General features: G+C 43.7%; 12 protein-coding genes. 4 read left to right on the top strand and 8 right to left on the bottom strand.

Annotated elements, in window-relative coordinates; genetic code table 11:
* Positions 1 to 2: 2 nt before the first annotated feature.
* From fabD to yceD, 5 genes are read right to left on the bottom strand one after another with little or no spacing between them, the layout of a single operon-like run.
* Entirely contained in the window at positions 3 to 932 is a 930-nt protein-coding gene (gene fabD, locus AAC853_RS14525) for an ACP S-malonyltransferase (protein WP_338885133.1), read from the bottom strand.
* 18 nt (positions 933 to 950) lie between these two features.
* Entirely contained in the window at positions 951 to 1904 is a 954-nt protein-coding gene (locus AAC853_RS14530) for a beta-ketoacyl-ACP synthase III (RefSeq protein WP_338885132.1), read from the bottom strand.
* A gap of 6 nt (positions 1905 to 1910) precedes the next feature.
* A complete protein-coding gene (gene plsX, locus AAC853_RS14535) occupies positions 1911 to 2963 on the bottom strand; it encodes a phosphate acyltransferase PlsX (protein ID WP_338885131.1) in 1053 nt (350 codons plus the stop codon).
* Positions 2964 to 2992: 29 nt separating this feature from the next.
* Positions 2993 to 3163, bottom strand: coding sequence for a 50S ribosomal protein L32 (gene rpmF, locus AAC853_RS14540; RefSeq protein WP_004253223.1), 171 nt, complete (start codon positions 3161 to 3163; stop codon positions 2993 to 2995).
* Positions 3164 to 3175: 12 nt separating this feature from the next.
* A complete protein-coding gene (gene yceD / locus AAC853_RS14545) occupies positions 3176 to 3700 on the bottom strand; it encodes a 23S rRNA accumulation protein YceD (RefSeq protein WP_338885130.1) in 525 nt (174 codons plus the stop codon).
* A gap of 145 nt (positions 3701 to 3845) precedes the next feature.
* Here yceD and AAC853_RS14550 point away from each other — a divergent pair, with 145 nt between their 5' ends.
* Entirely contained in the window at positions 3846 to 4439 is a 594-nt protein-coding gene (locus tag AAC853_RS14550) for a Maf family protein (protein WP_340614956.1), read from the top strand.
* On the opposite strand, the gene rluC is transcribed toward AAC853_RS14550, so the two are convergent.
* The gene (gene rluC, locus AAC853_RS14555) at positions 4433 to 5389 is read right to left on the bottom strand and encodes a 23S rRNA pseudouridine(955/2504/2580) synthase RluC (RefSeq protein WP_340614957.1); all 957 of its coding nucleotides are present in this window, start codon (positions 5387 to 5389) and stop codon (positions 4433 to 4435) included. The two genes, AAC853_RS14550 and rluC, sit on opposite strands and share 7 nt — an antisense overlap.
* Before the next feature lie 556 nt (positions 5390 to 5945).
* On the opposite strand from rluC, the gene rne reads away from it, so the two are divergent.
* On the top strand, positions 5946 to 9182 hold the full coding sequence (gene rne / locus AAC853_RS14560; protein WP_340614958.1) for a ribonuclease E: 3237 nt from the start codon (positions 5946 to 5948) through the stop codon (positions 9180 to 9182).
* 171 nt (positions 9183 to 9353) lie between these two features.
* Positions 9354 to 9986, top strand: coding sequence for an SDR family oxidoreductase (locus AAC853_RS14565; RefSeq protein ID WP_340614959.1), 633 nt, complete (start codon positions 9354 to 9356; stop codon positions 9984 to 9986).
* A 53-nt stretch (positions 9987 to 10039) separates the two neighbouring features.
* Here the strand turns inward: AAC853_RS14565 and tmaR are convergent, their stop codons facing one another.
* Positions 10040 to 10360, bottom strand: a complete 321-nt coding sequence (tmaR, locus tag AAC853_RS14570; protein ID WP_074018717.1) for a PTS system regulator TmaR — start codon at positions 10358 to 10360, stop codon at positions 10040 to 10042.
* A 359-nt stretch (positions 10361 to 10719) separates the two neighbouring features.
* Here tmaR and sbcB point away from each other — a divergent pair, with 359 nt between their 5' ends.
* Positions 10720 to 12150 (top strand): exodeoxyribonuclease I, encoded by a 1431-nt coding sequence (sbcB, locus tag AAC853_RS14575; protein ID WP_340614960.1) that lies wholly within the window; start codon positions 10720 to 10722, stop codon positions 12148 to 12150.
* A 152-nt stretch (positions 12151 to 12302) separates the two neighbouring features.
* Here sbcB and dld read toward each other — a convergent pair whose 3' ends face one another.
* The gene (gene dld, locus AAC853_RS14580) at positions 12303 to 14033 is read right to left on the bottom strand and encodes a D-lactate dehydrogenase (protein WP_340614961.1); all 1731 of its coding nucleotides are present in this window, start codon (positions 14031 to 14033) and stop codon (positions 12303 to 12305) included.
* Positions 14034 to 14211: the final 178 nt, after the last annotated feature.

Raw genomic sequence — 14211 nt, forward strand, 5'->3', positions numbered from 1 at the left:
AGTTATTTGTTCAGAGCAACTGTGAGTGATGATACATCATTTACTGCTACAGCACTTAAAGTATCAACAATACGTTTCGTTAACCCAGTGAGGACTTTACCTGGCCCAATTTCCAGCAATTGTTCGACCCCAAGTTCTGCAATATATTCTACTGATTCTGTCCAGCGTACAGGATTATACAACTGACGGACCAACGCGTCTCGAAGAGCATCAGCAGATTTTTCTACTTTTACATCGACGTTATTCACGACAGGGAATTGTGGCTGGTTAAATTCAACGTCTTTCAATGCAACTGCCAGTTGTTCGGCTGCGGGTTTCATCAGTGCACAGTGCGAAGGCACACTAACGGATAATGGCAACGCTCGTTTTGCGCCCGCCGCTTTACACGCCGCTCCCGCACGCTCTACAGCCTCTTTTTCACCAGCGATAACCACCTGCCCAGGTGAATTAAAATTAACCGGCGTAACAATCTGACCTTGCGCTGACTCTTCACATGCCTTTGTAATGGACTCATTATCTAAACCAATAATGGCATACATGGCTCCCTGCCCTTCTGGTACGGCTTCCTGCATCAACTTCCCACGCAATTCAACAAGTTTAATAGCTTGCTGGAAATCAATCACGCCAGCACAGACCAGCGCAGAATATTCGCCAAGGCTATGCCCTGCCATTATGGAAGGAGCTTTACCACCTTTCTCCTGCCATACACGCCAAATCGCTACTGAAGCTGCCAACAATGCAGGTTGCGTTTTCCAGGTTTTATTCAGTTCTTCTATAGGGCCTTGCTGAACCAACGCCCATAAATCATATCCCAAAACCGCAGAAGCCTCTGCGAACGTTTGCTCAACCAATGGAAATTCTGCGGCTAAATCAGCCAACATACCCAGAGATTGAGAACCTTGACCGGGAAACACCATTGCAAAATCAGACATGTTTATTTTCCTGTTAAATTAAAAACGTACCAGCGCTGAGCCCCAGGTAAAGCCACCGCCAAATGCTTCAAGTAAAATAAGTTGGCCACGTTGGATCCTTCCATCACGGACAGCCTCATCGAATGCAGTCGGAACAGATGCAGCCGAGGTGTTGCCATGACGATCCAAAGTCACAACCACCTTATCCATTGTCATATCTAATTTCTTGGCTGTTGCCGCAATGATACGCAAATTCGCTTGATGAGGAACCAACCAATCAAGCTGCGAGTGAGGCAGATTGTTAGCTTCTAAAGTTTCATCAACAATATTAGCTAATTCACGCACGGCAACTTTAAAGACTTCATTACCAGCCATAGTGACATATTCTGGCGTATCACATTTTACCCGGCTTTGATGAGGCAATGACAGTAAATCACCATAACGGCCATCAGCATGAAGATGAGTAGACAAGATGCCTGGTTCCTCTGAAGCCCCGACGACCATCGCTCCTGCTGCATCGCCGAAAAGAATCACTGTGCTGCGATCTTTAGGATCGACAACTCTTGAAATAATATCAGAACCGATCACCAGTGCATATTTAGCCGCACCCGTTTTAATAAATTTATCGACAACACTCAACGCGTAAGTAAAGCCGGCACATGCCGCTGCAACGTCAAAAGCCGCAACACCTGGAAGGCCCAGCAATTGCTGAATTTGGCAAGCTGCGCTTGGAAAGGCGTGCGTTGAGCTTGTTGTGGCAACAACGATTAAGTCAATTTGTGCTTTATCGATGCCCGCCATTTCAATGGCCTTTTCAGCAGCTTTGAAACCCAAAATGGCAACATTTTCATCTTCAGCCGCGATACGGCGTTCACGAATGCCCGTCCGAGTAACAATCCACTCGTCAGACGTCTCTACCATTTTTTCTAAATCTGCGTTAGTACGCACCTGCGCAGGCAAATAACTGCCCGTACCTAAGATCTTTGTATACATTTATGTTTATTCACTCTTGGGTAATACTGCATCCAGCCGGGCAGCGATTCTGTCTGGAACCTGCTTCTCTGTAGCTTGAATAGCTTGATCAATAGCCGCCTTGAAAGCATGTTCATTAGCAGCACCGTGACTTTTTATGACGATGCCACGCAAGCCTAATAACGTTGCTCCGTTATACTGGTCAGGGTTTAGATGGCCGAACCGTTTAGTTACCTGTCTTAGTAACCATTTTTTAACTATCTTCATCTTGAATAGTTTCATCAACCAAGATGATTTTTTTTGCTGACCATCCGGTGACTTTACCAGAGATAAGATCACTCTGATCGCACCTTCCATCGTCTTCAGCGTAACATTACCTGCGAAGCCGTCACATACGAGCACATCTGTTTTTCCCGTCAGTAACTCATTTCCTTCCACATACCCGATATAATTAATCGTTGGGATATTACGCAAGGTTATAGCGGCTTCGCGGATATTATCCAGCCCTTTGGATTCCTCTTCCCCGATGTTGAGTAACGCAACACGTGGATTATCCACACCAGCAACATACTCCGCCATGACAGCGCCCATAATTGCAAACTGAACTAACATGCCGCTATTACAATTAATATTAGCGCCTAAATCTAATACGACTGTCTTCTGTTGTTTTAGATTAGGTATCACCGTCATCAATGCAGGCCGTTCAATTCCTTCAATGGATTTCAGCATCAATTTAGCCAATCCCATCAAAGCCCCTGTATTTCCCGCACTGACACAAGCCTGTGCTTCGCCCGACTTAACTAAGTCCAAGGCTATACGCATGGAAGTACCGTGACTGGAACGGATGGCCTGAGATGGCCTTGCATCATTGGAAACGGCATGTTCCGCAGGAATAATTTGCAAACGACTCAGCAGCTCAGCATTTTGATTTGCAAGCAAAGGAGAGATGGTTTCGGGATTGCCGACCAACAATAGCTTCAGTTGTGGATTAGATGCCAGTGCCTGCAATGCAGCAGGCACCGTAACGCGAGGACCAAAGTCCCCACCCATAGCATCTAACGCTAAGGTTAGATTAGCCAAGATATCAACTTGCTAATGGTTAGCTGAAATTACTTGTTGATTACCTTGCGACCACGGTAGTAGCCATCAGCAGTCACGTGATGACGCAGGTGAGTTTCACCAGAAGTTTTGTCTACAGAGACAAGTGTTGCAGTCAGTGCGTCATGAGAACGACGCATACCACGCTTAGAACGAGTTGGTTTATTCTGTTGTACGGCCATTGACCTTACTCCTTAAGTACTTTTCTTTAAACTGGCTAATACGGCAAACGGGTTTGGTTTTTCTGCTTCAGGAGGCAGCGTACCAAACACCATGTCCGCGTCGGACACTTCACAGTGTTCAGAATCATGTACCGGAACTACCGGCAGAGATAGAATTATTTCATCTTCAATCATTGCCAGCAAATCTATTTCGCCAAATTCGTTAACGTTTATTGGCTCATACTCTTCCGGTAATGCCTCAGCCTGCTCATCATTGACGACCGGGCTAAAACAATACGTTGTGTGAACATGATGACTGAAATTACTGCCACAGCGCTGACAGGCAAGCGTAACATCCACTTCAGAATGCCCTTTTACGACTGCCAGACGCTGATTATCAATTTCAAATGATAATGAGCTATCTACATCACCATCCACACTGACCACTGTTTCTGCAAGACGAGAAACTTGCCCAGCAGAATAACTACCGTAGTAATCCAATCTTTTCTGGGCTGCTCGAAGTGCATCGATGGTCAGGGGTAATTTTACCTTTTGCATAAGGCGCGCATATTATCTTTGTAATGAGACATAGTCAAAGAAAAAGGCCACACATCTGCGCCTTTCCGTCAAATATTCGCTTATTAAGCGGCGTATAGTTTAAAATGCCTGCAAATATTTCTCTACGTATTTTATGGAAAAAAAGATGCTTCCGATTGTTTTATCGTCAACTTCCGAATATCGCCGCCTATTGCTAGAAAAGCTGGGATTACCTTTTACCTGTGCTTCTCCCAATATTGATGAAAGCCCGCTGGAAAACGAAAGTCCAAAACAATTGGTAATGCGGTTGTCACAGGCAAAAGCTCGCACTTTACAGCGGGAGTATTCTAGCCACTTCATTATAGCTTCAGATCAAGTTTGTGTTTTGGATGACGAAATTACCGGCAAACCCCATAATTTTGAGAATGCTTTCTTACAATTGAAAAAAGCCAGTGGAAAATGTGTCACTTTTTATACTGGCATTACCTTATTCAATAGTAAAACAGAAGTGGTTGATACTCGTTGTGAGTTATTCTATGTTTATTTCAGAAATCTGACAGAAACAGAAATTATTTATTATCTAAACAAAGAAAAACCCTTCAATTGTGCTGGTAGTTTTAAAAGCGAAGGTTTAGGAATTACATTATTCGAAAAACTTGACGGCAAAGATCCAAACACACTTATCGGCTTACCATTAATAACGTTGACAGAAATGCTGATCCGCCAGGGGATAAACCCACTGACGGTATTTTCTCAATGATTATTATGCCGCAATATTCTTAAACATTTCCGCAACCCATCATCCATTGGAGCTTCGAAACGCAGCGTTTCCCCCGTGGATGGATGGGTAAACTTTAATGAGCTAGCATGTAAGAACAAGCGATTAAGTCCTGTTTCTGCCAGCTGAGCATCAAATGTTCTGTCACCATAACGATCATCAAACGCAATGGGATGGCCAGCGTGTAAAGTGTGCACTCGGATCTGATGAGTTCGCCCTGTCACAGGGCTTGCTCGCACCAATGTCGCAAACGCATACCGTTCTTCAACTTTAAAACGTGTTTCAGATGGTTTGCCTTCTCGACTGACTTTCACCACCCTTTCCCCACTTTGCAGGATGTTTTTTAACAAAGGCGCTTCTACGACTTTACAATGGGATTGCCATTGCCCACGCACTAGCGCCAAATAGTCTTTTTGCATCTGTTTCAAGCGTAATTGCTCGTGCAGTGCCCGCAATGCAGAACGTTTTTTCGCAATCAACAAAATACCGGATGTATCGCGGTCAAGCCGATGCACCAGTTCAAGAAAACGGGCTTCAGGCCGCAAAGCCCGTAATCCTTCTATCACGCCAAAACTCAGGCCACTGCCCCCATGCACTGCAGTTCCTGATGGTTTGTTGATGACTAAAATATGGTCATCTTCATACAAAATACATCCCGCCAGAGCAGCAACCTTATCCAGCTTGACAGATACAGGCGTTTCTTGTTTTTCTGCGACTCTAATCGGCGGGATCCTGATGACATCACCTGCTATCAATTTATATTCAGGCTTGATTCTTCCTTTGTTGACTCGCACTTCACCTTTACGCAAGATCCGATAGATCAGGCTCTTAGGTACACCCTTTAAACGGGCCAGCAAAAAGTTATCAACTCGCTGACCGGCATATTCGTCATCAACCGTGACAAACTGTACAATTTGATTATCTGTTTTCATGGGCAAGATTCTAATAATCCAACCAACAGAGCGCCACTCATTTTTAACTATGTCTAAATAACAACCATTTTCCCTACTTCATTGTTCCAAATGATTTAGGGTAAAGACCAAATATTAACAACTTATCACTATTTCCTAATAAAAAAACCGTAAAGCGATAAAGTCACCTTGCTATCACCCCAATAGCAATGGAATAATGCTTTCTGGCCACGGTTTACTAAACTATGAATGGCAAGATTAAAATTGTTTGTTATCTGTTTGATTGAGCAAAAACGCAGCAATGGCATAAGACGTAATGTTCGATCAAATAATTTATGGGCTGCGGGTGGCAGCTTACTGGATTGGGCAAAATCTGTACCTATTTATTACAGCATCCCAATAAAGAGTACTGTGTTCAAATGAAATTCAGACTCGCCGACAAATAGGCGCCTCTATACAAACGATAGCCGTGAGGCTGGCGGTTTTGTAAAAGACACGAGGCCATCGGTAACTAGTAGCTCGCCTCTTTTTTTACTCGCAGCTCTATATTCATGTAAAAAATAATGAGTAAGTTAGAATGAAAAGAATGTTAATCAACGCAACCCAGCAGGAAGAGTTGCGTGTTGCCCTTGTTGATGGGCAACGTCTTTATGATTTGGATATTGAAAGCCCTGGACACGAGCAGAAAAAGGCAAATATATATAAAGGGAAAATTACCCGAATTGAACCTAGCCTGGAAGCTGCTTTTGTTGATTACGGAGCAGAACGTCATGGTTTCCTACCCATAAAAGAAATTGCTCGCGAATATTTTCCAAGTAATTATCACTCCCATGGCCGCCCTAACATTAAGGATATCCTTAAAGAAGGCCAGGAAGTTATCGTCCAGGTTGATAAAGAAGAACGAGGTAACAAAGGGGCAGCTTTAACAACCTTTATTAGTTTGGCTGGCAGTTATTTAGTCCTGATGCCGAATAATCCAAGGGCAGGTGGAATTTCTCGCCGCATTGAGGGTGATGATCGCATCGAATTAAAAGAAGCGCTTTCTTCTCTTGAAGTTCCAGAGGGTATGGGGCTTATCGTTCGCACCGCCGGTGTAGGTAAATCGGCTGAAGCTTTGCAGGGTGACTTGAACTTCCGCCTGAGACATTGGGAAGCCATCAAAAAAGCCGCCGACAGTCATCCCGCCCCCTTCCTGATCCACCAGGAAAGCAATGTTATCGTGCGCGCATTCCGTGATTATCTGCGTCCAGATATTGGGGAAATCTTGATTGACAACCCTAAAATCCTTGATTTGGCACGCCAGCATATCACTGCGCTGGGACGCCCTGATTTTGCCAGTAAAATCAAACTGTACAGTGGTGAAGTCCCGCTGTTTAGCCATTATCAAATAGAATCGCAAATCGAATCGGCCTTCCAGCGTGAAGTTCGGTTACCTTCCGGCGGCTCTGTGGTCATTGATACGACGGAAGCTTTAACGGCTATCGATATCAACTCATCTCGTTCAACTCGTGGTGGTGATATTGAAGAAACGGCATTTAATACCAACCTGGAAGCAGCTGACGAAATTGCACGCCAATTGCGTCTGCGTGACCTCGGTGGTCTTATTGTTATCGATTTCATTGATATGACACCAGTGCGTCATCAGCGTGAAGTTGAAAACCGGCTGCGTGACGCTGTGCGACAAGATCGCGCTCGTATTCAAATTGGCCGAATTTCCCGCTTTGGCTTACTGGAGATGTCGCGCCAGCGTTTAAGCCCCTCTCTGGGTGAATCCAGCCACCATGTCTGCCCGCGTTGTAGCGGCACCGGAACTATTCGTGATAATGAATCACTGTCCCTGTCAATTCTACGTTTAATCGAAGAAGAAGCACTGAAAGAAAACACACATCAGGTTCATGCCATTGTCCCTGTACAGATCGCTTCTTACTTACTGAATGAAAAACGGCGGGCAGTCAGCGATATTGAGCATCGTCAAGGTGGTGTGGGTGTTGTCATTGTTCCAAATGATCAAATGCAAACGCCACATTTTTCTGTCCTACGTGTACGTAAAGGCGAAGAAATTTCAACTTTAAGTTATTTGCTGCCACAGCTGCATGAAGCGGAAATGACAAATGTTCAAGACGATGCCCAGCATGAACGCAAACGTCCAGAGCAACCGGCCATTTCAACTTTTGATCTGCCAGCAGCAGAAGCCGCTACACCGGCAACAGCAAAAGTAAAAACAAAAGAGAAAAAAGTAGTCGCTAATAACCCGCAACAAACAGAAAAACCAGGTTTGTTCAGCCGATTCTTAAGTGCCCTGAAAAAAATGTTCAGTGGTGAAGAAGAGAAACAAACCCAAGAAAAGGGCAAAAAACCGGCTGGCAATGATAATCGCCGCTCATCAGAACGTCGCAACCCACGCCGTCAGAATCAACGTCGCGAAAGTGAAGTACGTAATAACCGTGAACGTGATGAACAGCGTAAAGGGCGTAATACCCAGCAGAAAAACAATGTTCAGGATAGCACTGTGCTGGATAACGAAGCGCGTGAAGCACAGCAGCAACAACGCCGTGAACAACGTGCCGAACGTCAACGTCGTCGTCAGGAAGAAAAACGGCAGCAACAGGCTCAGCAGACCATCAATCGACCTGACATTGTCGAAGAAGAAGTTGAAGAGCGTCAGCCAGTCATGCCTCGCCGTCAGCGCCGCCAGCTTGAGCAAAAAATACGGATCACTGACGAACTGAAACCAGACACTAACATCGTGGCCTTACCCGCTGTGATGCCTGAATCTGTATCAGAAAACGCTCATAAAGAGGCAAAAGCGTCTATACCGGCCGTTATTGATACCCATGTTGAAGCCGCTAACCAACCTGAAATGCCGCAAAATGCAGATTCACAAAACTCTGCACCACAAGCCGCCGTTTCACAACCCAATAATGAGCAGCAAGACAACATCATGCCGCGTCGTTCCCGCCGCTCCCCACGCCACTTGCGTGTCAGTGGTCAGCGTCGTCGCCGCTACCGTGATGAACGTAATCTGTCTCAATCACCAGTACCATTGAACATGGCTGTCGTATCGCCAGAACTGGCATCAGGCAAAGTATGGGTTCGTTATCCTGTTACACCTGTGACTATGACTGAACCTGAAATCCTTGCTTCTGTTGATGTGATTAATGAAACGGTTGAAGAAAAAACACTACCTGTACAACAGGAAAAAGTTATTCTGGTGCCATCAATCACAGAATCAGCACCAACGACAACAGTACCTCACGTCGAAATAGCAGAACAACAAGACAGCCTCACTCATGATGACAAGGTGAAACTTGTTGTTGATAGCGTTTCCATTGCCACACCACTAGAACCGGAATTAGAAAAACCTAACGTTTCGGAACCAGCAAACGTGGAAGCTGTCATCAATCATGGTGAAAAACAGTGGTCAGAAATTTTAGGGAATGAAGAACCACATATCCTAGTTTCACATGATGCTGAAAAAATGCGCCATACGGTAGAACCCATCATTATGACGTCGATTGTTAAACAGGAACATCATGAAGAACAGCCAACTGTCGCAACGGAAATGTGCCTTAAGGCAGAGGAAGTTAAAGCGGAAAAGAAAACAGTTGTTGAGTCTTCGATTATCGTGGAAAAAAATCATCACGCTTACTCCCCAATGATGAAGGCGCCAGCACCGGACATGATGACCCAGCCTGTGATTATCACTGAATGGCAACGCCCTGCTTATCCATTCAAAGGTAAAGGTGGTGCGGGTGGACATTCTGCAACAAGTATTGCAACTTCTGCTATGTCTAAGCCACAACCATTCGAATAATTGGATACTGTGATTTGAGTTAAATGGCTCCCCTGGATTGGGAGCCATTTTTTTTACCTTACCCACAACAAAAACGAATTACCCTCATTCCTTTCAATCATCGATTCCAATAAACTTGGATGGTTATTATTATCATTTAAGATGGTTAATTTTATGGAGAGCTTCCCGTCTATGAAATCCTGGTTGATTTTTGGTGCTGGAAAAGGTGTTGGACGCCATTTGGTCACTATTGCGCTAAAACAAAACCGCCCTGTCACAGCCTTAATTCGTAATGCACAACAAGCTGCCGAACTCAGCGCGGCAGGCGTTACTGTAATACTCGGCGACGCTTGTGACAAAGACAGTATAGAAAAAGCGATTGCGCAGGCGGGAGAAAATCCCGTTGTTTTCTCAACAATTGGCGGAGGCAATGCTGATCATCATGGAAACATGGCAATAATAGATGCATTGGAACAAGCCCAAATTTCTCGCATGTTATTGGTGACATCCATTGGGTGTGGTGAAAGTTGGAAGACATTATCAGCACGGGCTAAATCATTATTCGGGCAATCTGTCAGACACAAGTCATTGGCTGAAAGTTACCTGCAAACCAGCACACTGAATTTTACAATTATCCGTCCCGGTGGTCTTACCGATCAACCTGGCACTGGACATTGCAAACGTTATCAAGAGGAAGTTCATGGTATGGTAAGCCGAGAAGATGTAGCAAAACAATTAGCACAAATGGCCGAAGATGAACGAACTTACTATCAAACCTATGCCTTAATTGATCCTGAACTCAAGCCACATTGGAACTCAAACTAAAAAAACAACCACGCCATAAGGCGTGGTCTATCACTTTATCCAAACAACTAAAACTACTTAACTCCACCATCCATTGCCTTAAGTTTTTTGGATAACTCACGGCGTTCTTTAGATAGCTCGGCATTTTTGATGATATATTCATCAACACGCTCTTCATAATCACTGCGCATATGAGCAATAATGCCTTGAATATCTTCAATCGACATTCCTGGTTTTATGTAGTCACTCAGGTTATCAAGCAGAAGTACACGTTTTTGGTTATCTCGGATCTTTTTCTCGTTATCTACAATTTCGCGCTGTAATTTATTTTTACGCCGAAATATACGCACAAACTCCAGTACATTTTGGAATGTTGGTTTATTTGTGTTGTCCATTTTTTACACCTTTTTAATCAGACCGATAATTTCTTATGCTAACTACACAATACAATTTCAAGTGGCGCATAGACAAGTCAGTTTCGACAATTTATTGATACAAACTCCCTTTCAGATACATTTCTTAATCAAATTCCTTTTCCCGAACAATAACCACTACTGCCACGGTAAGTTTGGGTTTGGATAGCCATACGAACTACTTCGCTCAAATCTTGTTATGGTTTACCATGTATGACAACGTAATTTAACGTCATCGAGAATAATCGTTTTTGGTGTGAACGAGATAAATGTGACACCAATGGAAACTTAATTCATTGATTAGTCGTAATTAAATTGGCGATAACGGAGAATACACAACCTTGAATACCCGTAAAGAAAACCAAAGTTTCTACTTTCATGATTATGAAACTTTTGGTAAACATCCGGCCTTAGATCGCCCCGCACAATTTGCAGGAGTTCGCACTGACAGTGATTTCAATATCATTGAAGAACCTTTGGTGGTGTATTGTGCTCCTGCTGACGATTATCTTCCCGATCCTGAAGCTGTCATGATCACAGGAATTACCCCCCAGTTGGCATTGAAAAAAGGCGTTAATGAGGCCGAATTTGCCCGACAAATCCATGAAGCATTCAGCAAACCCAATACATGTATTCTTGGGTATAACAACATTCGTTTTGATGACGAAGTCAGCCGAAATATCTTTTATCGTAACTTTTACGATCCTTACGCCTATAGCTGGCAAAAAGGCAACTCTCGCTGGGATTTACTCGACGTATTACGTGCCTGCTATGCCTTGCGTCCAGAAGGCATTGTCTGGCCAGATAATGAAGATGGGTTACCCAGTTTCAAATTAGAGCATCTGACAAAAGCCAATGGCGTTGAGCATACTCATGCCCATGATGCCATGTCCGATGTTTATGCCACTATCGCAATGGCAAAGCTGGTGAAAAAAGCTCAACCTAAATTGTTTGATTATTTTTTCCAGTTAAGAAATAAACAGAAAGTCAGTCATCAAATTGATATCCCCCAAATGAAACCTCTGGTTCATGTATCTGGCATGTTTGGGGTTATGCGCAGCAATGTTAGCCTTGTCGCTCCTTTGGCGTGGCATCCAAGTAACCGTAATGCGGTTATTATGTGCGATCTGGCTGGTGATATCACCCCACTTTTGGCACTCAGCGCAGATGAATTACGCGAGCGCTTGTATACCCGACGGGACGAATTACAGCCAGATCAAAGCCCAGTCCCCATTAAACTTGTACACATTAATAAATGCCCAATCATTGCGCCAGAAAATACCTTGCGACCAGAAGACGCAAAGCGAGTGGGATTAGATCGCAACCAATGTGAGCAAAATCTGGCTATCTTGCGCAACAATCCGCAAATCAGGGAGAAAGTCGTTGAACTGTTTTCTCATCCAGAAACGTTTCCAGAATCTGATAATGTCGATACTAAACTCTATAGCGGCTTTTTCAGCGATGCCGACAAAACGGCAATGGAAATCATCCGAGAAACGTCTCCCCAAAACTTGCCTGCCTTGGATTTAACATTCCAGGATGCCCGCATTACGCCGTTGTTATTCCGCTATCGTGCGAGAAACTATCCAGCGACATTGGATTATGACGAGCAACAACGTTGGTTACGTCATCGGCAGGATACATTAACCCAGGAAAATATCAGCCAATATCTTGCAGTCATTGAAGAACTTTTTATTGAATATCAATCTGATGAAGAAAAGTGTCGCCAGTTAAAAGCACTGGTTGATTATGCAATCCAAATAGCCGGATAAAACCTTTATACCAATCTAACTTCAAGATGTGTGTGGTAAATTACAACTTGAAGTTTAATGCGTATATACAGCTACCCAATAGATATAGATAAAGAAAAAGACAAACACCAAAGTGTTGTCTTTTTCTACTCTTACTCCATCAGCAAAGTACACTAATCATGTGAACGCCCTGTGGTAATCCCCCAATTTTTCAGCTTGGAGGTTTTCCCAATTCCCGGATTTAAGGTATTAGTTGGATCAATCGCTTGATAGAAATGCTTAAGCTGTGGTTTAGCTTTATACAAGTGACCAACGTTATGTTCGGCAGGGTATTCAGCGCCACGCTGATGCAAAATTTCCAGCATTTTTGTTTTCAAGGCGTGGATATCTGTCCCCTTTTTAACAATATAGTCCTGGTGGAATACATAGCACATAAAGTGCCCGTAATATAGCCGATGGACTAATGCTTCATTGATTTCGGCTGGCAAAGTTTCAAGCCATTCATGATCATTACGCCGCAAAGCAATGTCCAATGCCAAAATATCTTCCACTTCATCGCTGTGAACAGCCTGGTAGCGAATAGCGGCTCCTGCGGCTGCAAAACGATGCAAAAATGCCTTCGCCCCTTCTTCTGGAGTACAAGCAAAATACGCTCCATCCGCCTGCTTAAAGTAATTTTCCAGCCATTCATTCGCCTCTTTTATACCTTCACCTGACATTTTCAGCATTAAGTGATGTTCAAAACGATTTCGGTATTCTTTCAAGCGAGTCGGTAAATGGGAGGGTAATAAACGACTCAATCCCTGCATGACACGATCTGTTAAATGTGCGGGTAAAAATGGCACCTTACCCAAAATAGTGTCCATCCGTCCTTTCAAATCAAAAAACATTGGCATTTTATCTGTGCCTAGTTTATCAATCATAACAAAGGTGTCTTTTCCATATATTTCTGCGATATCAAAGATATCCCGATGCATATACTCGCCCGCGACTGGCAAATACTGAAAGTTTGATAGAATATGACGCCGTAATTCTGTCAACACTTCGGGTTGGTTAGTGCCGATATAAAAAACCTGTGAAGATGGCTCTGCCGGAAAAGTATCAAGTCGAACAGCAAAAACAACCAACTTACCCGCACAACCAGAGGCTTCAAACAGCCTGCGCTCATCAGCATTAAACCGTGATGGCGTGTCTGCATCGACATCCCGCACACGCTGTGAGTATTCATGATCAGAAGCGACTCTGTCACTATGCTGAATATCTTCGGTTCGATAACGTTGCTCTTCCAGACAAGTCAAGATATCTTCAGGTTGATCACCCAACGATATTCCCAAATGGTTAACCAATTCAGCGTCTCCCTGCTCATTAACCCTGCCATATAGAGCCATTTCAGTATAAGCTGGCCCACGCTGAACCAAAGATCCCCCTGAGTTATTGCAAATCCCCCCAATAACGGATGCACCGATACAGGACGAACCGATAACTGAGTGTGGTTCGCGTCCTAATGGCTTTAATACTTTTTCTAAATGCCACAATGTACTGCCAGGAAATGCAATAACTTGGTTTGTTGATGGAAGAACCTGAATTTTATCCATTCGTAAGGTACTAATAATAATGATATCGCGATCATAATCATTGCCACTCGGTGTAGATCCTTCCGTTAATCCAGTATTGGCTGCCTGCATCAAAATAATTTTGTCGGCTTCAACACAGGTTTTAAATACTTTCCACTGCTCTAATAATGAACCCGGAAATACAACGGCAAGGGCATCCCCTTGTCCAGAACGAAAGCCTTTGCGGTAACGTTCTGTTTTTCGAGGTTCAGTGAGAATATGAGAAGATCCAACAATATTCGTGAGAGTGGCAATTAATCGCTGATTTTGGGGGTTTATAGCATCATTCATATCGTCTCTTACCTTATTGGAGCCAAACAGACAGGCTCTTAGTGAAATCAGGCACGGCAAATTTTGTTATTATATGATGCTTTTTGATAAGATTTGTATGATTTATGTTCTCTTTTGTTATCCCAGATAAAAAAACAGCATCTGACGATGCTGTTTTTTAGAACAGAATACTGAAATG

The organism is Xenorhabdus thailandensis (genome assembly GCF_037996785.1).
Taxonomy (GTDB): Bacteria; Pseudomonadota; Gammaproteobacteria; order Enterobacterales; family Enterobacteriaceae; genus Xenorhabdus; species Xenorhabdus griffiniae.